We start from the raw sequence: 23,286 nt of genomic DNA, 5'->3' as shown, positions 1-23,286 counted from the left end.
CGGCACGGGAAGCAACCGTCGGCAAAGCGGCCTGGTCGGGCGGCCGTACGACCGCCCCCTTCGCCCCACCAGCCTAAGCCGAGGGTGTCCGCGCGTCGACCCGGGGAGGCGGCCATGCGGCGAGCAACGCGCCTGCCCCGCCCGGGCGCCCGGGCGGGGCAGGCGGGGTCAGCGCCGGCGGAGCCGCAGTGTCGGCACAGGCGAGGTCAGCGCCGGCGGAGCCGCAGTGTCATCAGCTCGAACGGCCGTAGGCGCACGGTGACGCGCTCGGCGTCGCGCGCGGGCGGCTCCCGGTGGGCGGCCGGCCGCTCCAGCAGGTCGGTGGCCGTGACGCCGGCGACCGGGAAGCCGGCCGTCAGCGTCGCCCGGGCCCGGCCGCCGTGGGCCTCGTGGAAGCGGACCACCACGTCCCCGCTGCCGTCGTCGGCGAGCTTCACCGCCGTCACCACCACCGCGTCGTTGTCCACCGCGACCAGCGGGGCGACCTCCTGCGCCCCGGTCGTGGGCCGTTCCGGCAGGTTGATCCGCCAGCCCTCGCGGACCGCGTCGGCGACCGACGCGCCGGGCACCAGGGCGTGCCGGAACCGGTGGACGCCCTGGTCCGTCTCCGGGTCGGGGAAGCGCGGCGCGCGCAGCAACGACACCCGCACCGTGGTGGTCGTACCGGGCTCGCCCGCACCGCGTACCGTGCGGGTCACGTCGTGACCGTACGTCGAGTCGTTGACGACGGCCACGCCCCAGCCCGGCTCCTCCAGGTGCACGAACCGGTGGTTGCACGCCTCGAACTTGGCGGCCTCCCACGAGGTGTTGGTGTGGGTGGGGCGGTGGACGTGCCCGAACTGGGTCTCGGAGGCGTACCGTTCGGCGTGCACGTCGAGCGGGAAGGCCAGTTTCAGGAACTTCTCCGTCTCGTGCCAGTCCACATCGGTGTCGATGACGAGACGGCGCTCGCCCGGCGGCAGCGACAGGACCTGGGTGACCCGGGAGGCGCCGAAGGCGCGCACGATCCGCACCGAGGCACCGTCCTCACCGGCCGTCACCGACTCGGCGTCGGTGAGATCGGTGACGGTGTTGCGGTAGAAGGAGTCGACGTCCCAGGCGTCCCACATGTTCGGGAAGTCGGGGTGGAGCTGGAGGAGGTTCGCGGCCTCGCCGGGGGCGACGGTCTCGCGGTCGGCGGCGGGGTCGTAGGCGGAGACGACCAGGCCACGGGCGTCGACGGTGATCCGCAGCAGGCCGTTGTCCAGCGTGAACCCGCCGTCCTCGCGGGACGCGAGCGCGGTGCCGCCGGCCGTGGCCGGGGTGGCGGCACCGCCCGCCGGGACGCCGTGGCGGGCGTGCGGGGCGGCGTTGAAGAGCAGCGGGGTGGTGCCCTCTCCGGCGAGCGCGCGCTGGGCGTCCTCGATGATCGTGGTCAGTTCGGCGGCCAGCCGCTCGTACGTCGCCCGGGCCTCCCGGTGCACCCAGGCGATGGACGAGCCCGGCAGGATGTCGTGGAACTGGTGCAGCAGGACCGTCTTCCAGATGCGGTCCAACTCCGCGTAGGGGTAGGGGAATCCGGCGCGTACGGCCGCGGTGGCCGCCCACAGTTCGGCCTCGCGCAGCAGGTGTTCGCTGCGCCGGTTGCCCTGCTTGGTCTTCGCCTGGCTGGTGAGGGTGGCGCGGTGCAGTTCGAGGTACAGCTCGCCCACCCACACCGGCGGCGCGGGGTACTCGGCCTCGGCCTTCTCGAAGAACGCGCGCGGGGTTTCCCATTCGACGGTGGCCGAGCCCTCCAGGTCGCGCAGCCGGGCCGCCTTGGCGACCATCTCACGCGTGGTACCGCCGCCTCCGTCGCCCCAGCCGGTGGGCGCGAGTGAGTGCCGGGCCCTGCCCTTGTCCCGGAAGTTGCGGACCGCGTGGGCGATCTCGCTGCCCTTCATCGAGCAGTTGTAGGTGTCGACGGGTGGGAAGTGCGTGAAGATCCGGGTGCCGTCGATGCCCTCCCAGTGGAAGGTGTGGTGCGGGAACTTGTTCGTCCGGGACCAGGAGATCTTCTGTGTCAGCAGCCACTTGGAGCCGGCCGCCTTGATGATCTGCGGGAGGCCGGCGGCGAAGCCGAAGGTGTCCGGCAGCCACGCCTCCTCGTTCTCGATGCCGAACTCGTCGAGGAAGAACCGCTTGCCGTGCACGAACTGCCGGGCCATCGCCTCCGAGCCGGGCATGTTGGTGTCCGACTCCACCCACATCCCGCCGGCCGGCACGAACCGCCCTTGCGCCACGGCCTTCTTCACCCCCGCCCACACCTCGGGCCGGTGTTCCTTCACCCACGCCCACTGCTGCGCCTGGGACATGGCGAACACGAACTCCGGCTCGTCCTCGATGAGCGCGGTCATGTTGGACGTCGTCCGGGCCACCTTGCGCACGGTCTCGCGCAGCGGCCACAGCCACGCCGAGTCGATGTGCGCGTGTCCGACGGCGCTGATCCGGTGCGCGGACGGCACGGCGGGGGCCGCCAGCACGCCGGTGAGCCGCTCCCGGGCCCGGTCCGCCGTACCGTTCACGTTCTGCAGGTCGACGGCGTCCAGGGCGCGCTCGACCGCGTGCAGGATGTCCCAGCGGCGCGGTGAGTCGACGGGCAGCTCGGCCATCAGTTCGCCGAGCACCTCCAGGTCCAGCACCAGGTGCCACACGGTCTCGTCCAGGACGGCGAGGTCCATACGGGCGAGCGTGTACTGCGGCTCCCGCCCAGCGGTGTCCTTGTCGCCGAGCCGGGTGGGCCGGAAGGGGTGGTAGTCCAGGATGACGGGGTTGGAGGCGGCCTCGATGTGCAGGCGGACCTCCTCGCCGCCCGCGACGGGCGCGCCGATCCGCACCCACTGGTTGCGCGGGTTCAGGCCCTTCACCGGCGTGCCGTCGGGCCGGTAGACCAGGCCCTCGCACTGGAAGCCGGGCATGTTCTCGTCGAAGCCCAGGTCCAGCAGGGCTTCGACGGTCTTCCCGGCCCACGCCTCGGGCACGGTCCCGGTCACCCGGAACCAGCTGGTGCCCCAGGGAGCACCCCACCTGGCGCCCACCTCGATCGGCTCGGGCTCGGCGGCGAGTCCCTCGGCGACCGGCACGGGCTCCCCGGGCGCGTGCCACACCGCGACGTGGAGCGGTACGGACTCGGGATACACGGCAGGGCGGATACGTTCGTCGAGGACGCGCCCGAGGCGGGCTTCCACCAGAGTGCGGTCGTCATGCATGCGGGGTGCTCCCTGCGGGGTCCGGGTGATTACCAGGGGTGGGTGACGGTCACGGGCGTCGAGGCGTTGTAGAGCTCCCCCACGGTGCGCACTTCGAACCGTGCCGCGCTCTCCCCTTGTTCGGGGCGCAGGCCGGCGAGATGGTAGGCGCGCTGGCCGGTGGCGCCGAGGAAGCGACGGGTGCCGTCGGGGAGGAGGCGGTGGAGGGTGTGGTGGCGGACGGCGTCGGGGGCGGCGTCCCAGGCGAGGCGGAGGTCGCCGCCGTTGGCGGCGGTGACGCGGGCACCGGAGGGTGCGGCGGGAGTCGGCGGGGGGCCGGCGGGACGGACGGCGAGGCCGCCCAGCCGCCAGCGCACCGGGCCCTCGGTGGCCGTGAGCCGGACGCCGAGGGCGTGGACGGTGCCGGACAGCCCTGTGAGCGGGACGGTCACGGTCTGCCAGCCGTTGACCGAGTTCACACGTACACCTGCGTCGACCGTGAAAAACCTGTACGGCGGTGTCGCCCCCGCCTCATGCGGCTCGGCCGTCGCCACCGCCGGCTCGACGTCCACCTCCCCGGACTCGCTCCGGTAGGTCAGGTCGACAACCGTGTTCACACCGACCGGCAGCCGGGTCGCGTACAGATCCAGCACCGCCGGTTGATCCAGTTCACCCGCCACCAGCACACTGCTCCCGCCCCGCCAGGCGTCGGTGAAGTCGAACGAGACCACCGGCCGCTCCCCCGGCGTCCGGACCACCCACCGCCGCGACGGCAGCCGGTCCTGGAGCCCGAGGTGGTTCCAGGGCGCGTCCGAGGTGACGGCCCCCTCCTCGTACCACCGCAGTCCGTGTCCGGTGTTGAACACGCTCGCGAACGGCACCGAGGTCACCGTCGACCGGTCCGCCACGGACACCGCGGGCGCACGCCACGGATCGCTCGCGTCGGGCCGGGACGGGTCCAGCGACCGCCCGGTCCAGAACCGGTCGTCCGCCGCGTGGAAGTCCTCGGGCGCACGCTGCTCGGCGGGCAGGTGGTTGCGGGTCCACTCGGGCCGGTAGAAGCCGATCGAGGTGACGTGCGGCTTCCCGGCCGGCACGATCGCGTCCCAGTCCACGGACGAACCGGACCCGTTCGACTCGACGTCCACGCCGGCCCACAGCTCGTAGCGGCTGCGGCCCAGCTGCCGGGCCTTCGTGCCGGACGAGGCGAGCGTGGCCGCGCTCCACCGGAAGTCCACGAACATGGCGTCGGCGGCCTGGAAGAACGCCTGGTTCTGGCTGTCCAGGGCGCCCTGCCAGCTGACGGTGCCGTTCACGGTCATCGCGTCGTACCAGGTCACCCGCTGTCCCTTGGCCGCCGCGAGGGCCTTCAGCTCCTTCACGAAGCCCAGCATGGCCGTGCCGAGCGCGGTGTTCCCGCCGCCCGTCTCGGCGTTCACGAACCAGCCGTCGAAGCCGTACGCCGCCGCCACGGCGACGAGTTGCGCGGCGAGCGGGTAGTGCCCGGTGGCGTCCTTCCGCACCAGGTCCCGGGTCCACTCCAGCCGGCCGCCATAGGCCACCGGGGGCAGGAAGACGTTCCCGAGGACGGGGACGCCGTGCCGGTGGGCCGCGTCCACCACGGGGGCGTTCGGCGCGAGGATCAGGCCCTCACCGGCCGAGCCGCCCCAGAACACCAGCTCGTCGAGGTAGGCCCAGTGGGAGAGGGCGTAGTAGTCGGCGGTGGCCGAGCCCTGGGAAGGGTTGCCGGACGTCGGCCCGAAGGAGACGAGCGCCTGGACGCGGGCCTGTCCACAGCGGGCGGTGGTGTTCGCCGGTGTCGGGGTGAAGCGGGAGGCGAGCGGTACGGCGGCGGCGTTGCAGGCGAGGTCGGGGTCGTCGGCCGCGCGCCAGCTCGTCAGGCTGCGCCAGGTGATGCCGGGGCCGGGACTGCCGGCGGGCAGCGAGTCCGGGTACCAGTACGAGGCGTACGGCGGGGTCGCGGCGGCTGCTCGCGGGGCCGCCGCCGCGGGCAGCGAGGGGGCCAGGGCGGCGCCGGCGCCGGCGGTGGCGGCGATCAGCACGGTGCGTCTGGTGGGGTTCACGAGCGGGTGCCTCCTTGGGGGGTGGGGAGTACCTGGTCGGGAGTGACGACGTCGGTGATGCCGCGCGCGGCGAGGTGGTCCTTGTCGTCGGCGCGCGTGTCGAGCACGGTGGTCGGGCGGGCGCCGTCGGTGACGAGCCGGAAGAAGGCGCCGAAGACATCGCCGCCGGGGGCGCAGCGGGAGCGGCGTGCCGGGTCGGCGGGTACGACGAGGGCCGTGCCGCGCACCGGTGGGGTGCGGCGGGGCCGGGCCGCCGCGTCGGAAAGCGCCCGGGCGATGTCCTTCGGCCGCCGCTCGTTGGTCAACAGGCCCAGGGAGTACTCGAGTTCGGGGAAGTCGGCGAGGGTGCGCGCGACGTCGTGGGAGCACCACCAGGTGACGCCCCACAGGTCGGGGCAGTCCAGGACGTTCGCGATCGTGGCCTCGGCGAAGGCGGCGGCGTGCTCGGCGGGTACCAGGGGCGCGGGGGCGCCGACTTCCTGGAGCCACACCGGCCGGTGCGGCTCGTCCGCCCATGCCTTGCTCAGCTCGACCAGGTAGGCGGCGTGGTGCTCGGCCGGCACGGAGGTACGGCCGTGGCGCTGGGCGGTGCCGTTGAACACCCAGGAGTGCACGGCGGTGACGGCACCGAGGCGGGCCGAGTGGCCCGCGGTGAAGGGCTGGTCGTCCTGGAACCAGGCGGCGTCGTAGGAGGCGTGCAGATGGAGGCGGCCCGGGGCGCCCTCGGCGCAGGCGCCCAGCATCCGGGTGAGCCACCGCTCGGCCTCCTCGGCCGTGATCCGGTCGGGGTCCGGATGCGGCCCCGCGGCGAACTGGTTGACCTCGTTGCCGACGGTCATGCCGAGGAAATTGGGGCGGTCGGCGAGGGCGGCGGCGAGGGTGCGCAGATAGGCGGCCTGGCCGTCGGTCACGTCCGGGTCGGTGAACAGGTTGCGGCGGTGCCAGGTGCGGGTCCAGGCAGGCAGGAAGTCGAAGCTGCTCAAGTGGCCCTGCAAGCCGTCCACGTTGACGTCCAGACCGCGTTCGGCGGCGGCGTCGGCCAGGGCCAGGAGCTGGTCGACCGCGCGCGGCCGGATCAGGGCGCGGTTGGGCTGGAAGTACGGCCAGAGCGGGAAGACCCGGATGTGGTCCAGGCCGAGCGCGGCGACCGCGTCGAGATCGGCCCGAACGGAGTCGAGGTCGAAGTCGAGCCAGTGGTGGAACCATCCTTCGCTGGGCGTGTAGTTGACGCCGAAGCGCACGGCAGGAGGCATGGGTGTCCTTGCTGTCCTCGGGAGGTCTGACGTCGGTCAGCCCTTGACCGCGCCCTCGCCGACCCCGCGGAAGAAGTACCGCTGGAGGCAGGCGAAGAGGGCGATGAGCGGGGCCACGGCGATCACGGTGCCCGCGGCGACGAGGCGTTCGTCGTTGGCGAAGGTGCCGTGCAGATAGTTGAGGCCGATGGTCAGGGTGAACTTGGACGGGTCGCTGAGCACGATCAGCGGCCACAGGAAGTCGTCCCAGGCCCCCATGAAGGCGAAGATCGCCACGACGGCGAGGGTGCCCTTGACCGAGGGCAGCGCGACGCGCAGGAAACGCTGCCAGGCGTCGGCGCCGTCGACGTAGGCCGCCTCCTCGATCTCGTAGGGCAGGTTGCGGAAGGCGTTGCGCATCAGCAGGACGTTCATCGCGCCGACCGCGCCGGGCAGGACCACACCGATCAGCGTGTTGTTCAGGCCGAGTTCGCGCATGGTGGTGAACTGGGCGATGACGATGCCCTCGACGGGGACGAGCATCGCGAGCACGAAGACGAGCGTGGTCACGTACCGGCCGCGGTAGCGCAGCCGGGCCAGGGCGTATCCGGCGAGGGCCGAGCCGACGCAGTTCGTCACGACGTTGGCGGTGGCGACCTTCAGGGAGTTCAGCGCGTAGTCCCAGACCGGGATGGTGTCGGCGACCCGTGTGTAGTTGTGCAGGGTGGGGTGGCCGGGCAGGAACCTGGGCGGTGAACCGTAGATGTCCTCGGTGGGTCCCTTGAGGGAGGTGGACAGCTGCCACAGGAACGGGCCGACGGTCAGGGCGAGGACGGCGAGCAGCAGCAGGTAGCGCCAGGCCAGTTCGCCGGCCCGGATGCGGCGGCCGTGCTCGTCGGTGACGCGCGGCTCCGGGACGACGGTGTCCGGCCGCTGGGGCCGTACCTTCTCCAGGAGGCTCACGCTTCCTCCTTCCGGTCGGCGCGCAGGACGAGCAGCATCAGGGCGACGGTGACGACGAAGACGACGACGGAGAGGGCGGAGGCGTAGCCGACCCGGCCGGTGAGGCCGGTGCCGGTGCGCTGAACGAGCATGACGAGGGTGGTGTCCTCGCCGGCCGGGCCGCCGGCCGGGCCCGCCATCAGGTACACCTCGGAGAACACCTTGAAGGCGGCGACCGAGGAGAGCGCGGTGACCAGGACCATCGTGGACCGTACGGCGGGCACGGTGACGCAGAGGAAGCGGCGCACCGGTCCGGCGCCGTCCACGGCCGCGGCCTCGTGCAGCTCGCGCGGGACGTTCGCGAGGGCGGCCAGGTAGATGATCATGTAGTAGCCGAGGCCCTTCCAGACCGTGACCGCCATGGCGCTCAGCAGGAGCAGCCACTGGTCGCTGAGGAATCCGATCCGGCCGATCCCCACGGCCTCCAGCAGCGAGTTGACCAGGCCGCGCTCGTCCAGCAGCCACACCCAGATCAGTCCGACGACGACGATCGAGGCGACGACCGGGGTGTAGAAGGCGGAGCGGAAGAAGGTGATCCCGGGGATGTTCTTGCGCACCAGCAGGGCGAGCAGCAGCGGCAGCACGACCAGCGCCGGGACGACGCCCAGGATGTACAGGGTGCTGTTGCGCAGGCCGGTCCAGAACATGTCGTCGTGGAGCAGCTCGCGGAAGTTGGCGAGTCCCACGAAGTGGCCGGGGACGAGGGTGCGGCGGTCGGTGAAGGAGTTCACCACGGTGGAGACGAAGGGGTAGAGCACGAAGGCGGCGGTGATCAGCAGTCCGGGCGCGGCGAACAGCCATGGGCTGGAAGGGAGTTGGCGCTTGATGCGCAGGGGCGCGGCCATGGGGGGTCAGCCCTGCTGGAGCAGCCGGTCGGCGGCCTTGACAGCGTTGTCGAGGGCTTCCTCGGGGCTCTCCTTGCCCTGGAGCGCCTTGGCGACCTCGTTGCGCAGCGCGGTCTTCATCTGGTCGCTGAACAGCACGGGTGTGTAGTTGACGGCGTTCTTCAGCGACTTGGCCGCGGCGATCCGCACCCGGGTCTCGTCGGTGCCGTCCTCCTTGGTGAAGTACGGGTCGTCGAGGGAGCCGGCGGTGCTCGGGAAGATGGCGACCTTCTTGGCGAAGGACATCTGGTTCCGCGCGTCGGTGACGAAGTGGGCGAAGGCGACGGCGGCCGGGGTGTGCTTCGTACGGGAGTTGACCATCACGCCCATCACGTACATGTTGACGTGCCCGGTGCTGGTGATCTGGTCGGTGATGCCGATGTTCTTGTACAGGCTCGGCGCGTTCTTCTTGAAGTTGCCCAGGTCCAGGGCGCTCCCGGGGTTCATGGCGACGGCACCGGTGAGGAACTTCTTCCCCGCTGACTCCCCGGTGGCGGTCAGCGCCTGCGGATCGAGGGCCTTGGCGTCGTACAACCGCTTGTACTCGGTGAGGAGTTCGACTCCCTTGGCGTCGTTGAAGGTGAAGCCGGTTCCCTGCTCGTTCATGAGCGGGACGCCGTAGCGGCCGAAGTCCTCGATGGTGGGCACGTTGGCGAGGGTGGCGACCTTGCCGTCGCTCTTCTGCGCCATCCGCAGGGCGTCGGCGAAGAGTTCGTCGTACGTCTTCGGCGGCTGGTCGGGGTCGAGTCCGGCCTTCTCGAACAGGGCCTTGTTGTAGAAGAGCGGGCCGGTGTTCAGATACCAGGGAAAGGCGTAGGTGCCGCTCATGCCCGGCACCTGGTGTCCGGCCCAGGCGCCCCGCAGGTACTCGGACTTGTACGTGGCGGCGGCCTTGTCGAGATCGAGGGCGAGGCCGGCCTCGGCGAGCGGGGCGACCAGGTCCGGGGAGACGTTGACGACGTCGGGCAGGGTGCCGCCGGCGGCGTCCGCGCCGAGCTTGTCGGCGTAGCCCTCGGCGGGCTGGTCGACCCACTTCACGTGCGTCCCGGGGTATTTCGTCTCGAAGTCGGTGATCAGTCCCTCGAAGTACGGCTTGAAATTGGCGCGCAGGTTCCACGTCTGGAAGGTGATGTCGCCCTCGATCTTTCCGGAGGCGTCGGTGGTACCGCCGTCGTCACCGCCCGAGCCGCAGGCGCTCAGCGGCAGGACGAGGGCGACAGCGGCGGCGGCGAGGGCTCTGCGGGACATGGGCACGGACACGGCTCCCTTGCTGTGTCGGGCGTCGGTGGCGCCAGAGACCTTGCCCGGGGCCTTCCGGGAAAGTCAATGCGTTCGTCCGAGCTAAAGAAACAGAATTTTCATCAGTGCAGGTGAGGGGGTTATGGCAGGGGAGTTGCCGTCTTTCACTAATGCGCTTTAGGGTCTTGACACTCAAGCGCATTAGCGAGCAGCCTCCCGGAAGGGGGAGAAGCGTGCCGACCAGACGGTCCCCCGCGCGCCGGCCCACGATGAAGGACATCGCCCGGCGAGCCGGAGTCTCCGAGAGCGCCGTGTCGTTCGCGCTCAACGACCGCCCCGGAGTCTCCGAGGCCACCCGTGCCCGGGTGCGCCGGGTCGCCGATCAGCTGGGCTGGCGGCCCAGCACGGCGGCCCGCGCCCTGTCCGGGGAGGGTGCGGCCACGGTCGGCTTCGTGCTGGCCCGCCCCGCGCACACACTGGGCGTGGACTCCTTCTTCCTCCAGCTCGTCTCCGGCATCCAGGAGGTGCTCGCCGAGCGGCACCTGGGCCTGCTCTTCCAGGTGGCGCGGGACGTGGCCGACGAGTGCGTGGTGTACCGGCGCTGGTGGGCCGAGCACCGGGTCGACGGCGTGCTGGTCGTCGACCCGCGCGCGGAGGACCCGCGTCCGGCACTGCTGGACGAACTCGGGCTGCCCGCCGTGGTGATCGGCGGGGCACCGGACGAGCGGCACCCCGGGCTGTCCACCGTCTGGGCGGACGACGCGGGCGCGATGGCCTCGGTCGTGGACGAACTGACCGCTCGCGGTCACCGCCGGATCGTCCACATCGCCGGCCTGCCCGACCTCGCGCACACCCAGCGCCGTATCCGGGCCCTGAGGGCCGAGGCCGAGCGGCGGGGCCTGGCCGAGGTCCGCTCGGTGACCACCGACTACTCGGACGCCGAGGGTGCCGCGGTCACCCGCCGCGTCCTGAGCGCCGCCGCTGCGCCGACCGCGCTGATCTACGACAACGACGTGATGGCGGTGGCCGGGGTCGCGGCGGCGGCAGAGCTGGGCCGCCGCGTGCCGCAGGACGTCTCCGTCGTCTCCTGGGAGGACTCGGCCCTGTGCCGCCTGGTCAAGCCCTGGCTGTCCGCGCTGTCCCGGGACAGCGCGGAGTTCGGCCGTACGGCGGCACGGGAGTTGACGACCCTGCTGGACGGCGGCTCGGCCCGAGCGGTACGCGTACCGACACCGCGCCTGACGGTGCGGGGCAGCACGGCCACCGCCGCCGCGCGAGATGACCGACCGTCCGTCTGAAGCCTGTCACCGGAAGCGGACCGGGCAACGGCAGCGCGGCGCGGAACACGGCGGCCGGGCCCGGGCCCACGTCGAGCGCACCGCCCCGACGATCCGCAAGCGGAACGCGACGCGACGCGCACACCGCGCCGACGGTCCGGGACCGGAAGCCGACGCGTCGAGCGGACGACCGGCGCGTCGGGGCGGGCACGGCTCTCGACGTACCCGGGCCGGCCGTGCACAGTTCTCTCTGCGCGCCTGATTCATACCGGCCAGTAGCCGGTGAGCCGGCGGGCGCGGAGCCGATGACTACCCGAGGAGCGCCCGTGAGCAGCTGGGCCGGCCGGAGTGCCGCCGAGATCGCCGCCGCCGTCCGCGAGAAGCGGGTCACGCCCCGGGAGGTGGTGGCCGAGCACCTCGCCCGGATCGAGCGGTTCGACGGCCGGATCGGGGCGTTCAGGAAGGTCCGGGCGGAGGCGGCGCTCGCCGAGGCCGACGAGGTGGGCTCCCGTGCCGGTCTGACCGGACTGCCGCTCGCGGGCGTACCGGTGGCGGTCAAGGACAACCTGGCGGTACGCGGCGAGTCGTGCCGCCACGGCTCCGCCGCCACCCCGGACGCCCCGGCCGCCGAGGACCATGTGACGGTGGCCCGCCTGCGCGCGGCCGGTGCGGTGGTCGTGGGCCTGACGAACGTGCCGGAGCTGTGCGTCTTCGCCACCACGGAGGGCCCGTACGGCACCCCCCGCAATCCGTGGGACCCGTCCCGCACGGCCGGCGGCTCCTCCGGTGGCAGCGCGGCGGCGGTGGCCGCGGGGCTGGTGCCGCTGGCGCTCGGCAACGACGGAATGGGCTCGCTGCGCATCCCGGCCGCGAACTGCGGACTGGTCACGCTGAAGCCGGGGCACGCGGTGGTGCCGGCGGGGATCGGCAATGGCGACTGGTTCGGCATGTCGGAGAACGGGCCGCTGGCCACGACGGTCGAGGACGCGCGCCTGATGCTGGCGGTCCTCGCCGACGCGGAGTTCGTGCGCCGGGCAGAGCGCCGCCCCCGGAAGATCGCCGTCGCTCTGCGCAGCCCGCTCGCCGGGGTGAGCGTGAGCAGGCCGTATACGACCGCGGTACGGCAGGCGGCCGGGGCACTGGCCCGGTCCGGGCACCAGGTGCGGCGGGCGGAGCCCCCGTACCCGCTCTCCCTCGGCGTGACCGCGCTCCAGCACTGGACGGCCGGGACGGCGAGGGACGCCGAGGGCCTGGACCGGGCGCGGCTGGCCCGCCGGACCCGGGTGCACGCGGCGCTGGGCCGCCGCTTCGAGGGCACGGTCCGCACCGGCGCCGCCCGGGACCGGCTGCGCGCCCGGCTGACGCCGTTCTTCACCGAGTACGACGTGCTGCTCACCCCGGCCCTGGCCCGCCGCTCCCCACAGGCCGGCCCATGGCACGAACGCGGCTGGCTGCGCAACGTCCTCGCCAATTCCGCCTATTCGCCCTTCACTCCGCCGTGGAACCTGACCGGCTGGCCGGCGATGTCCGTTCCGGCCGGCACGCTGCCCTCGGGCGCCCCCTGCGCCGTACAGCTCGTCGGCCGGCCGGGCACGGAGTCCGATCTGCTGGACCTGGCGGCGGAGCTGGAGGAGTCGATCCCCTGGCGGCGGACGGCTCCCTCGGCCACCTGGCGGTGAGGTGCGGGGTCAGTCCAGCGCCCGGTACATGATGTGCAGCCCGACCCTGCCGTGCCGGGGGTGCTCGAACACCTCCGGGACCGTGCCCACGACCGTGAAGCCGAGGGAGGTCCAGAGGCCGACGGCGGGGTTCGTCTCCACCACGGCGTTGAAGACCATCGCGCGGTAGCCGTGCGCCCTGGCCTCGGCCAGGATGTGTTCGGCGAGGGCGCGGCCGATGCCGCGTCCGGCGCGGTCGGGGTCCACCATGAAGCCGGCGTTGGCCACGCCGGCGGCGGGCCCGCCGTAGTTGGGGGTGAGGTAGGCCGAGCCGACCACGTTTCCGCTCTCGTCCTCGGCGACGTAGACCCGCTTGGCCGGGTTCAGCCACAGTTCGCGGGCCGCGTCCTCGGTGGTGTCGGGGTCCCACGCGTACGTCTCGGCGGCGGCGACGATCCGGTGCCAGAAAGGCCAGATCCGCGGCCAGTCCTCGGCCGCGGCTTCTCTGATCAGCATGGGCGTGAGTCTGCCACGCCCATGCGAGCGGCGATCGTGATCGGGTCCGGCCCGGGGGGTCAGTCCACGCTCGGCAGGATATGCGGCTCGGCCAGGTCGTCCTCGTAGCCGGCGAGGCGGATCGGGGCGGACCGGGCCCACACGTCGAGGCTGCCGAGTTCTCCGGGCCGCCGGCCCACGCGCTCCGTGTGTTCCGCGGAACGTTGTTCGCGCTTCGTCTTCTCCGGTGTCACCGCGCACTCCTTATGTGTCGGGTCACCCTCGGGGCGTACCGAACAGTCTGCGCTTCGGCGCTGGACGCCCGCTCGGGTCTGGATGGAAAGCCAGTTCGGACGCGGTGGCGCCGGTACCTCAGTCAGAGCAGGCCGTTGTCAACCGGCTCGCCCCAGGACGGACGGTGGGTGTGGGTGGGACCCCGTACTGTTGTCCGTCCGCTCCAGATTAACCAAATGAGCGGGCATCCGCTCGATAGGGAATGCAAACAACCTGTAAGCCCTGCGTTTCCAGCAGCTCCTCAATACCCCCCAATATGGGGCTTTTTGGAACAAGGCGCTCACGTGACGGACGCGCAGAATCACCCACTCGGCCTACCAGGGCGAACATTCTTTCGAGTCGATCGGCGGCCGTCCGCCGGACCCGGCGCCATTCAAGTGCCGTTGGCCGGGCGGCAAGCTCGCCATGGTCTGCTGACGCGGCAACGGCTGTCTCGCGGAAGGACTGACGCATGGAGCTGCGCAGCGTCGAGGAGCTGATGGATCTGCTGTGCACCGGCCGGCACCAGCACGCGCTGCGGACCGCGGCGCTGCTGCGCCGAAGCCGCCCCGCCGACAAGGAACTCCAGGTGGCGGCCCTGGTGCAGGGCATCGGGCCGGTGCTCTGCACGGGCGACGAGGCGGCCCGGGCGCGGACCGCGGCCGAGGCGGTGCGCTCCCTGCTGGGGGAACGGGTGTTCCGGCTGGTGCGCGGCGAGCCGGACCCCGCCGACGACGACGCACCGCTACTGCGCCAGGCCGCCGAGGAGGGCCGTGCGGCCGGCTTCGACGCGGGCGTGCTGGAGGACTGGCGCACGGTGCTGGAGCTGGTGGCGGCCCGCCACGCGCGGCTCGGGGCGATCGACTGAGGGCCGACCGCCGCCGTACCGGGGTGTCACCACTTGCCGGGCGCGTAGTCCTTCAGGAAGACGCCGTACAGGTCCTCGCCCGCCTCGCCGCGCACGATCGGGTCGTAGACGCGGGCGGCGCCGTCGACCAGGTCCAGAGGGGCGTGGAAACCGGCCTCCGCCAGGCGCAGCTTGTCGTAGTGGGGCCGCTCGTCGGTGATCCAGCCGGTGTCGACCGAGGTCATGAGAATGCCGTCGGCCTGGAACATCTCCTCGCCGCTGGTCCGGGTCACCATGTTCATCGCGGCCTTGGCGGCATTGGTGTTCGGGTGGCCCGCGCCCTTGTAGCCGCGGCTGAAGACGCCCTCCATGGCCGAGACGTTCACGATGTACGCCCGTCCGCTCGCCGCCTTCCGGGCGGCATCGGCCATGGCCGGGCGGAGCCTGCTGATCAGGATGAACGGCGCCGTGTAGTTGCACAGCTGGGTCTCCAGCAGCTCCACCGGCGAGATCTGCTCGATGGTCTGCACCCAGGTGTTGGTGTCGACGACGTCCGGCAGCAGGCCGCCCGCGTCGATGGCGGTGCCGTCGAGGTGCCGGGCGACGCTGGCGTTGCCCGCCACCAGCGCGAGGTCGGCGACCTGCTGCGCGTCGAGGTCACTGGTTCCGACGGGCAGCGCGGCCGGCCCGCCGAGATCACCGACCGCGCCTGAGTTGAAGGCGCCGATGACGTGGTGGGCGGGCAGCTCCCCGGCGGGCAGCGGGGCGCTCTCACCCTCGACGAGGGCGGCGTAGGCGGAGGGCAGACGGCGTACGGTCTGCGTGGCGTTGTTGATCAGGATGTCCAGCGGGCCCGCCTCGACGACCTGGTCGGCCAGCGCGACGACCTGGGCCGGGTCGCGCAGGTCGATGCCGACGACCTCCAGACGGTGCATCCAGTCCGCCGAGTCCTCCATCGCCTTGAAGCGGCGGATGGCGTCCTTGGGGAACCGCGTCGTGATGGTCGTGTGGGCGCCGTCGCGCAGCAGGCGCAGCGCGATGTACATGCCGATCTTGGCCCGGCCGCCGGTGAGCAGGGCGCGCTTGCCGGTGAGGTCGGCTCGGGCGTCGCGCTTGACGCGGTTCTCGGCGGCGCACTTCTGGCAGAGCTGGTGGTAGAAGTAGTCGACCTCGACGTAGCGCTGCTTGCAGACGTAGCAGGAGCGCGGGCGCTGGAGTATGCCGGCGATCCGGCCCGTGTCGACCTTGGAAGAGGGCAGGATGCCCTCGGTCTCGTCATCGATGCGCTCGGCGGAGCCGGTCGCGGTGGCCTCCGTGACGGAACGGTCGTGCGCGGTCTTGGCGGCCCGGCGCTCCTGGCGGCGGCGCTGCTTGACCGTGCGGTAGATGTGCGAGGTGGCCCGGCGCACCGCGATCGCGTCGGGGTGGTCGACCTCGATCCGGTCCAGTTCCTCCAGCACGCTCAGGCAGACGGCCAGCCGCTCGGGGTCGATGCCCGGCCCGTAGACCATTTCGTCCATGGACGCCGAGCCGTCCTCTGTCACCGTCATCGCGCTGCCGCTTCCCTGATCACCCGCGCAGCGCTCCGACTCGCGCCCGCCTTCGAAAAGCGGATTTTACGGAGCGCGGGGCCCGGGGACCAAACCGCTGCCCCGGGCCCCGCGCCCGCGAGGTGCCCGGCGGCCCCTCAGTGATCGCACACCGACCGCAACGTCTCCACCTCCGCCGAGACCGCGTACGCGAGCCGGTCCAGGTCCGGCACGGCCTGCGCGTCGGCCACGAGCCCGTAGTGCACACGCCCGCGATAGGTCGAGATCGCGACCGCCAGCGCCTGGCCGGGCGCGAGCGGGGCCAGCGGATACACCTCGGTCAGCTCGTGCCCGCCGAGCCGGAGTCCGATGCCGGGCAGCGGCACGCTGGTGACCAGGATGTCGAACCACAGCCGGGCCGCCTGGCCGACCAGCGGTCCGCCGAGCCGGTGGCCGAGGGCCGGGACGTGGTCGGCGAGCAGCGCCACCGCGCCGGCGCCCCGGTTGGGGCCCGCGTCCTTGTTGCGGACCATCGCGGTGCGCACGGCGTGCAGACGGTCGAGCGGGTCGCTCTCGTGCACCGGGAGCCGCATCAGATAGCCGGAGAGCCGGTTGCCCTGCGACTGGGCGGCGCCCGGACGGCGCCGGGAGACGGGGATCAGGGCGCGCGGCGCCACGCCCTTGCTGCCGTCGCCGCGCTCGTCCAGCCAGCGGCGCAGGGCACCGGCGACGACGGCGATGAGGACGTCGTTCACGGTGCCGCCGGCGCTCTTGCGCACCCGGTGCACGTCGTCGATGTCGATGACGACCCCGGCGGTGCGGCGGGTGCCGCTGGGCGCCGAGGTGAGCGCGGCGCACGGGCGCATGCCGAGGGTGGAGCGGGCCAGCGAGGCGCCGATGTCCAGGGCCCGGCCCGCGTCGGACAGGGCGCCCCTGACCAGCCCGGGGACCAGTGCGGGCAGTCGGCGCACGTCGGACAGCAGGCCGCGCGGTGGCTCGATGGCGCGGGGAGCGCGCTCGGGCAGGTCGATGGGGTCCAGGACCCCGGCGGCGAGCTTCAGCGCACGCAGCCCGTCGGCGAGGGCGTGGTGGAACTTGAAGAGCACCGCGAAGGAGACCCCGTCCTCGCCGGGCAGCACGTGCGCCTCCCACGGCGGCCGGCCGCGCTCCAGCGGGCGCCCCATCAGCCGGCCGGCGACGGCGTGGAAGTCGTCGGTCGGGGCGTGCAGCCGGACGTGGTTCAGGGGGTCGAAGTCCGGGTCGCTCTCCCGGGCGGCGCCGCCGAAGGCGAGCGGCTGCCAGAGGTCACGGATGCGCATGCGCAGGCCGGGTACGGCGGCGGCGCGGGCGGCGAGCAGGTCGGCGGCATGGGCCCCGGCGGTGGGCGAGTGCGCGGCGAAGACACCGAGCGCGCCGAGGTGCATGGGGTGCCGGTCGGACTCCATGTTCCAGAAGGCCAGGTCGAGGGGGGCGAGCAGGTCGGTAGTCAAGGATTTGCCTCACGCGTCGGCGACGGGTGCATCAGCAGTCAATCCCCGGCAGACGATTACGGTCAAGTACGATCAGGCTACGCACAGTTAATGTCGGGTTAAGTCCCGCCGCCGCTGAAAGCGGCGGGACGCAGCAGACAGCTAAGGTCATCTCAGAACGGGCGGCGCCGCTTCGGGTGACGTACCCCACTCCGACGGGCGCGGGCCGACCGTGAAGGCGAGGGAACGCAGCGAGCGCAGCGCACCGGTCGTCAGATAGGTCCGGCCATGCGGTGTCCCGTCCGCGCGCACGGTCTGGACGTAGCGGTCGGCGGCCGAGGTGCCGGGCGCGGTCACCGTCAGCCGGCCGCTCGGCCAGTAGCGGCGGTCCAGGGTCAGGTCGGCCCGGTCGAAGACCGGGGTGGTCAGGCCCCAGGTGTCGTACCCGGGCTGGACGGGGAAGAGCCCGATCGACGACAGGACGTTCCAGGCGGACATGGTGCCCAGGTCGTCGTTGCCGGTCATGCCGGTGGGCCCGTCGGTGAACAGGGTCAGGGCCGCGTGCACCACGTCCGTGGTCTTCCAGGGCTGGCCGGTGGAGAGGTAGGTGTAGGGCGCGATGAGGTCCGGCTCGTTCATCGGGTTGTACCGGGCAGCGTTGTAGTAGGCGTACGGGTCGCCGTGCACCCACACCTCGCGGGCGGTCCGCTCCGGGTCGGCGAGCAGCCGGTCGTAGGCGAAGAAGGTATCCAGCCGCTCGTTGGCCGCGCGCCGGCCGCCGATCAGCCCGACGACGCCCGGTACGTCCTGCGGGACGAGCCACTGGTACTGCCAGGCCGTGCCCTCGTGGAAGCCGGTGCCGCGGGCCGGGTCGGGCGAGCCGGTGAAGGCGCCGGAGGCGTCGCGGGCGCGGAAGAAGCCGGTGGCGGGGTCGAACACGTTGCGGTAGTTACGCGAGCGGGCGGCATAGCGGGCCGCGTCCTCGTGGTGCCCGAGGCCGCGGGCCATCTGGGCGAGCATCGCGTCGGCGAGCGCGTACTCCAGCGTGACGGAGGCGCCGTAGTGGTAGTCGGTGTCGCCCATCTTGGCGTACGGCCGGCCCTTCACGTAGGGCGCGAACCCGTCGGCGATGTACTCGGCGTTGGCCTCCCGGCCGACGCCCGGGTACGCGGCCGGCGGCACGCCGTCGGCGTTCTTGCGCAGCGCCCGGTAGGCCCGCTCCTCGAAGCCGGCCAGCAGCCCCATGCGATAAGCGGTGGTCAGGAACGGGGTGACCGGGTCGCCGCTCATGATGTTCGTCTCGACCGGCCCGTAGCCCCACTTGGGCAGCCACCCGCCGTCCTCGTCGACGGCTACCACCGACCGGGCCATGTCCCGGGCCTCGCGCGGCGCGAGCAGGGCGAGCAGCTGGGCCTGGGTGCGGTAGGTGTCCCACAGGGACCAGTTCTGGTAGTAGGTGAAGCCCTGGGCGCGGTGGGTGCGGCGGTCCCAGCCGAAGTAGCGGCCGTCGGCGTCGCTGCCGACGTTGGGCGCGAGGTACGACCGGTACAGCGAGGAGTAGAAGGTCCGGCGGAGCGCGGATGTGCCGCCCCGCACCCGGATCCCGGCGAGCCGGCGCTCCCACTCCTCGCGGGCCCGGTCGCGTACGGCGTCGAAGGACCGGCCGCCCTCGGCGCGCAGGTTGGTCGCGGCGCCGCGCGCGTCCACGTACGACAGCGCGGTGGTCGCCTCGACCGTGCGGTCCCCGGTGGTGGTGTCGAAGCGGAGGTAGGCGCCGCCGGGCCCGCTGCGGGCGCCGGGGGTGACCGTCCGGCCGTCCCAGGTGCCGTGGGCGGTGAAGGGCCGGCTGAAGCGCGTGATCGTGTAGACGGTGTAGGGGCCGGTGTCCCGGCAGAAGCCGTGGCCGGTGATCTCGGTGCGCACGGTGCGGTCGTCGAGGATCTCCACCGTGCTGCTCACCGCCTTGTGCAGCGACTGGGCCGCGTTCAGCAGGACGTTGGCCTTCTCGGTGGCCGGGAAGGTGTAGCGCTGCACTCCGGTGCGGGCGGTCGCGGTCAGTTCGGCGCGGACGCCGGAGGCGAGACCGACGCGGTAGTAGCCGGGGCTCGCCTCCTCGTCGTCGTGCGAGAAGGCCGCCGCGTACTGGGCGTAGTCCGTCTGGGTGACGTCGCCGGTGGTGGGCAGCATCGGCAGGTCGCCGCCGATGCGGCAGCCGACGCCCGAGAGATGGACCAGGGAGAAGCCGCGGATACGGTTCTGCGTGTAGTCGTAGCCGGTGCTGTGCCCGGTGTCCGGGGAAAGCTGCACCATGCCGAAGGGCACGGCCGCGCCGGGAAAGGTGTTGCCCTCGTTCTGGCTCCCGATGAACGGGTCGACCAGGCCGGTGAGGTGGCCGTCGGCCCGCTCGGCGGCCCGTACGGCGGGGGCGGTGAGCAGCGCCGACGCTGTCATCACCCCGGCCAGACACAGCCGCGTGCGCCGGGTCCCTCTCATGTCGGATGACCTCCGCAGGTTGGACATCGTTGCCTGCATCCTGAAGGCCGGACGCCATGAACCCGGGCATTCCGAGACATCGGCGCGTAACGCGTCGCGCCACGGGACCGCCGCCGCGGGCCCGTCGGGACACCCACGGCGCCTGAGTCGTCGCGCCGCGGACCGCCGACGGACGGCCCGTCAGGACACCCACGGCGCGTGACGCGTCGCGCCGCGGACCACTGACGGACGGCCCGTCAGGAGACCCGCCGGCCCTTCCCCAGCGCGATGACGCCGCCCTTGGAGACGGTGTACAGCTCGGCGTCCCGCTCCGGGTTGACGCCGATCGTGGCGCCCGGCGGGACCTCCACGTTCTTGTCCAGGACCGCGCCGCGGACCACCGCTCCGCGGCCGATGCGGACGTTGTCGTGCAGGACCGAGCCCTGGACGACCGCGCCGGGGTCGACGCGGACACCCGGGGAGAGCACCGACCGGCTGACCTGGCCGCGGATCAGGCAGCCCGCGCTGACGATGGACTCGCTCGCGATGCCGCCCGCGTTGAAGCGGGCCGGGGAGAGCTGGCCCGAGTGGGTGTAGATCGGCCACTGCCGGTTGTAGAGGTTGAACGCCGGGCGCTCGGCGATCAGGTCCATGTGCGCCTCGTAGTAGGCGTCCAGGGTGCCCACGTCCCGCCAGTAGCCCTGATCGCGGCTGGTCTCACCGGGCACGTGGTTGTCGCTGAAGTCGTACAGCTGGGCCTCGCCGCGCGCGGTCAGCTGGGGCAGGATCGAGCCGCCCATGTCGTGCGCGGACTGTCCGTCCTCGGCGTCCCGGTGCAGCGCCTCGACGAGGGCCTTCGTGGTGAAGACGTAGTTGCCCATCGAGGCGAACACGCACTCGGGGTCGTCCGGCAGACCCGGCGGGTGCGCGGGTTTCTCCAGGAAGCGCTGGACGGTGCGGCCGTCCGAACCCGGCGTGATCACCCCGAAGGACGAGGACTCCGCGCGCGGCACCCGGATGCCGGCCACGGTCACCCCCGCACCGCCCTCGATGTGCTGCGCGAGCATCTGCCGGGGATCCATGCGGTAGACGTGATCGGCGCCGAACACGGCCACGTACTCGGGCTGTTCGTCGTACACGAGGTTCAGGGACTGCAGGATCGCGTCGGCGCTGCCCAGGTACCAGCGCGGTCCGAGGCGCTGTTGCGCGGGCACCGGGGTGACGTAGTTGCCGAGCAGGCTGGACATCCGCCAGGTGGTGGTGATGTGCCGGTCCAGCGAGTGCGACTTGTACTGGGTCAGCACACAGATGCGCAGCACGTCGGCGTTGACGAGATTGGAGAGGACGAAGTCGACGAGCCGGTACGTCCCGCCGAAGGTGACCGCGGGTTTGGCGCGGTCCGCGGTGAGCGGCATCAGGCGCTTGCCCTCCCCGCCCGCCAGCACGATCCCGAGCACCGAAGGCCCTCCACGACGCATGGCCGCTCCCCTCACCCTGGTTCCCCCATGGATGCCCCGAGCGGGCCGGACTAAGCCTGCTTGAGGATCTCCTGGTACAGCACCGCCGTACGGCGGGCCACCGCGTCCCAGCCGAACTCCCCCACCGCGCGGGCCCGTCCGGCCTCCCCCATCCGCCTGGCCGCCTCCGGGTCGGCGAGGACGGTGTCCAGGGCACGGGCGAGACCCGCCTCGAAACCGTCGTCCGCATCGACCAGGAGGCCCGTACGGCCGTCCGCCACGACCTCGGGGATCCCGCCCACCCGGGAGGCCACCACGGGCGTTCCGCAGGCCATCGCCTCCAGGTTGACGATGCCGAGCGGCTCGTACACCGAGGGGCAGACGAACACGGCTGCCCGGGTGAGGAGTTGGACCACCTCGGGGCGCGGGAGCATCTGGGGGATCCAGAACACGCCCGCCCGGACCCGGCGCAGCTCCTCGAACAGTTCCTGGAACTCCCGGTCGATCTCCGGGGTGTCGGGCGCGCCCGCGCAGAGCACGACCTGAGCGCCGGGATCGATGTCCCGTACCGCGCGCAGCAGGTGGGGCACGCCCTTCTGCCGGGTGATCCGGCCGACGAACAGGACGTACGGACGCGTGGGGTCGATGCCGTGCCGGGTGAGGGCGTCGGTGCCGTGGACGGGGCGGTAGAGCCGGGTGTCGATGCCGTTGTGGACGACGTGGACGCGGGCCGGGTCCAGCGCCGGGTAGCAGGCGAGGACGTCCTCCCGCATGGCGCCCGAGACGGCGATCACCGCGTCGGCGGCCTCGATCGCGGTGCGCTCGGCCCAGCTCGACAGGGCGTAACCGCCGCCGAGCTGCTCGGCCTTCCAGGGGCGCAGCGGCTCCAGCGAGTGGGCGGTCACCACGTGCGGCACGCCGTACAGCAGCTTGGCGACGTGGCCGGCGAGATTGGCGTACCAGGTGTGGGAGTGGACGAGTTCACGGCCTTCGAGGGCGGCGGCGACGGCGAGGTCCACGGAGAAGGTGCGCAGCGCGTCGTTGGAGCCGTCCAGTGCGGACCAGGGGCGGTGGCGCACGACGCCGACCCCGCGCCCCTCGCCCCAGCAGTGCACCTCCAGGTCCACCAGGGAGGTCAGTTCGCGGGCGAGGAACTCCACATGGACGCCCGCGCCGCCGTACACGTCCGGGGGGTACTCCCGGGTCAGCAGTCCCACTCGCACCCGTCAACCCCTTGGTCTCGGCGGCAGGTTCCCCTCATGGTCACCCAGATGCGGCGCCCGGGGAAGAGCGCGGTGGGCGGCTGAGGCAGCAGTCGCCGCAGAGCCCGCCGCCGGGCACCCGGTAGTACAGGCAGCAGCTGCGGCGGCGGAAATCCGTGCCGGTGCGCACGCCGGTGGCGCTCAGCAGCGGGTGGGCGAAGAGTTCACCGGTGAGCGTGCGGGCGCGGGCGGCTACGTCGGTACGGCCGTGGGCGCGGGCCCAGCGGCTCAGTTCCCGGGCGGTCGCGGCGAGCGCGGAACCCGCGTTGCCCCACAGCAGGCCCGCCGCGACACCGTAACGGGCCCGCAGGGTCGCCGCCAGGGGCTCCAGATGGCCGTGCAGCACGGTGCCGGCGAGGGTGGCCGCGTCCCCGGGCAGCGGGCGCAGCTCCGTGAGCCACAGGTCGTCGGGGGCGGCGGCGAGGGCGTCCCAGCGCAGCAGGCGCGGGTCCAGGTCGGGCAGCCGGCCGTACAGGGCGGCACAGCCCAGGGCCGCCGACCACAGCCGTGCGGCGAGCCCCTGCTGGGCGACGGAGGCGGCGACCCGCGCCTCGGCGGTCCGCAGCCGGTCCCCCACGGTGGCGACCCGCAGCGTCACCGGGTCCCGGTGGCCATCGGATGTCACCCCGTCGTACACCTCCGCGAGCGTAGGCAGCCGCCGCGGACCGGCACCGCCGGGGGCCGCGGCCGGGCCGGACGCCGTGCGCAGGACGAAGAAGCCGCCGAGTGGGCGCAGTGCGGAGAGGCCGGGGTCGAGATCCATGACAGCACTGGTACCAGGCGCGCGGCCCGGGCGATGCGGCGGGTGTCCACCCGCAGTCACCCGTCCAGGGGATGATCGGCCGGCCGGTGTACTCCATCGGCAGTAGGACGCATTGCGTGCTCAGGTACGACGACGGA

At 72.6% G+C, this 23,286-nt stretch carries 17 protein-coding genes; 3 read left to right on the top strand and 14 right to left on the bottom strand.

Going from position 1 to position 23,286, the window contains the following annotated elements; all coding sequences use genetic code 11:
- Positions 1–206 precede the first annotated feature (206 nt).
- Genes ACIGYR_RS04040 through ACIGYR_RS04015 form a run of 6 tightly spaced genes read right to left on the bottom strand, consistent with a single transcriptional unit; the run spans position 207 to position 9,662 of the window.
- Positions 207–3,227, bottom strand: coding sequence for an alpha-mannosidase (locus tag ACIGYR_RS04040; RefSeq protein WP_399602727.1), 3,021 nt, complete (start codon positions 3,225–3,227; stop codon positions 207–209).
- Positions 3,228–3,256: 29 nt separating this feature from the next.
- The gene (locus tag ACIGYR_RS04035; RefSeq protein WP_399602724.1) at positions 3,257–5,290 is read right to left on the bottom strand and encodes an endo-beta-N-acetylglucosaminidase; all 2,034 of its coding nucleotides are present in this window, start codon (positions 5,288–5,290) and stop codon (positions 3,257–3,259) included.
- The gene (locus ACIGYR_RS04030) at positions 5,287–6,543 is read right to left on the bottom strand and encodes a glycosyl hydrolase (RefSeq protein ID WP_399602721.1); all 1,257 of its coding nucleotides are present in this window, start codon (positions 6,541–6,543) and stop codon (positions 5,287–5,289) included. The genes ACIGYR_RS04035 and ACIGYR_RS04030 overlap by 4 nt, the downstream gene beginning before the upstream one ends.
- Positions 6,544–6,579: 36 nt before the next feature.
- Positions 6,580–7,485: a carbohydrate ABC transporter permease gene (locus ACIGYR_RS04025; protein WP_399602718.1), complete on the bottom strand. Its 906-nt coding sequence runs from the start codon at positions 7,483–7,485 to the stop codon at positions 6,580–6,582.
- Positions 7,482–8,369, bottom strand: a complete 888-nt coding sequence (locus tag ACIGYR_RS04020) for a carbohydrate ABC transporter permease (RefSeq protein WP_399602715.1) — start codon at positions 8,367–8,369, stop codon at positions 7,482–7,484. The genes ACIGYR_RS04025 and ACIGYR_RS04020 overlap by 4 nt, the downstream gene beginning before the upstream one ends.
- A 6-nt stretch (positions 8,370–8,375) precedes the next feature.
- Positions 8,376–9,662, bottom strand: a complete 1,287-nt coding sequence (locus tag ACIGYR_RS04015; RefSeq protein WP_399602713.1) for an ABC transporter substrate-binding protein — start codon at positions 9,660–9,662, stop codon at positions 8,376–8,378.
- A 254-nt stretch (positions 9,663–9,916) separates the two neighbouring features.
- Between ACIGYR_RS04015 and ACIGYR_RS04010 the strand changes: the two genes are divergently transcribed.
- Together ACIGYR_RS04010 and ACIGYR_RS04005 are read left to right on the top strand one after the other, a co-directional pair.
- Positions 9,917–10,945, top strand: coding sequence for a LacI family DNA-binding transcriptional regulator (locus tag ACIGYR_RS04010; RefSeq protein WP_399603226.1), 1,029 nt, complete (start codon positions 9,917–9,919; stop codon positions 10,943–10,945).
- Positions 10,946–11,250: 305 nt separating this feature from the next.
- Positions 11,251–12,603 (top strand): amidase, encoded by a 1,353-nt coding sequence (locus ACIGYR_RS04005; protein WP_399602710.1) that lies wholly within the window; start codon positions 11,251–11,253, stop codon positions 12,601–12,603.
- Positions 12,604–12,612: 9 nt separating this feature from the next.
- Here the strand turns inward: ACIGYR_RS04005 and ACIGYR_RS04000 are convergent, their stop codons facing one another.
- Both ACIGYR_RS04000 and ACIGYR_RS03995 read right to left on the bottom strand, forming a co-directional pair.
- Positions 12,613–13,098, bottom strand: a complete 486-nt coding sequence (locus ACIGYR_RS04000; protein WP_399602708.1) for a GNAT family N-acetyltransferase — start codon at positions 13,096–13,098, stop codon at positions 12,613–12,615.
- Positions 13,099–13,157: 59 nt separating this feature from the next.
- Entirely contained in the window at positions 13,158–13,331 is a 174-nt protein-coding gene (locus tag ACIGYR_RS03995; RefSeq protein WP_391838010.1) for a hypothetical protein, read from the bottom strand.
- Positions 13,332–13,822: 491 nt separating this feature from the next.
- Here ACIGYR_RS03995 and ACIGYR_RS03990 point away from each other — a divergent pair, with 491 nt between their 5' ends.
- On the top strand, positions 13,823–14,218 hold the full coding sequence (locus ACIGYR_RS03990) for a hypothetical protein (RefSeq protein ID WP_399602705.1): 396 nt from the start codon (positions 13,823–13,825) through the stop codon (positions 14,216–14,218).
- A gap of 26 nt (positions 14,219–14,244) precedes the next feature.
- Here the strand turns inward: ACIGYR_RS03990 and ACIGYR_RS03985 are convergent, their stop codons facing one another.
- The 6 genes from ACIGYR_RS03985 to ACIGYR_RS03960 form a co-directional block, all read right to left on the bottom strand.
- Positions 14,245–15,747 carry an SDR family NAD(P)-dependent oxidoreductase gene (locus ACIGYR_RS03985; RefSeq protein ID WP_391838013.1) on the bottom strand — a complete coding sequence of 501 codons (1,503 nt, stop codon included), beginning with the start codon at positions 15,745–15,747 and terminating at the stop codon, positions 14,245–14,247.
- A gap of 137 nt (positions 15,748–15,884) precedes the next feature.
- The gene (locus ACIGYR_RS03980; protein WP_399602702.1) at positions 15,885–17,216 is read right to left on the bottom strand and encodes a wax ester/triacylglycerol synthase family O-acyltransferase; all 1,332 of its coding nucleotides are present in this window, start codon (positions 17,214–17,216) and stop codon (positions 15,885–15,887) included.
- A gap of 147 nt (positions 17,217–17,363) precedes the next feature.
- Positions 17,364–19,688 (bottom strand): GH92 family glycosyl hydrolase, encoded by a 2,325-nt coding sequence (locus tag ACIGYR_RS03975; protein ID WP_399602700.1) that lies wholly within the window; start codon positions 19,686–19,688, stop codon positions 17,364–17,366.
- Between the two features lie 236 nt (positions 19,689–19,924).
- Positions 19,925–21,145, bottom strand: coding sequence for a glucose-1-phosphate adenylyltransferase (glgC, locus tag ACIGYR_RS03970; RefSeq protein ID WP_391838019.1), 1,221 nt, complete (start codon positions 21,143–21,145; stop codon positions 19,925–19,927).
- 50 nt (positions 21,146–21,195) lie between these two features.
- Positions 21,196–22,341 carry a glycogen synthase gene (gene glgA, locus ACIGYR_RS03965; RefSeq protein WP_399603223.1) on the bottom strand — a complete coding sequence of 382 codons (1,146 nt, stop codon included), beginning with the start codon at positions 22,339–22,341 and terminating at the stop codon, positions 21,196–21,198.
- A 46-nt stretch (positions 22,342–22,387) separates the two neighbouring features.
- Entirely contained in the window at positions 22,388–23,149 is a 762-nt protein-coding gene (locus ACIGYR_RS03960) for a (2Fe-2S)-binding protein (RefSeq protein WP_399602697.1), read from the bottom strand.
- Between the last annotated feature and the right edge of the window lie 137 nt (positions 23,150–23,286).

The organism is Streptomyces sp. NPDC053076, assembly GCF_044546845.1.
Taxonomy (GTDB): Bacteria; Actinomycetota; Actinomycetes; order Streptomycetales; family Streptomycetaceae; genus Streptomyces.
The sequence above is the reverse complement of the archived record's forward strand: the minus strand, read 5'-3'. Positions and strand labels throughout refer to the sequence as shown.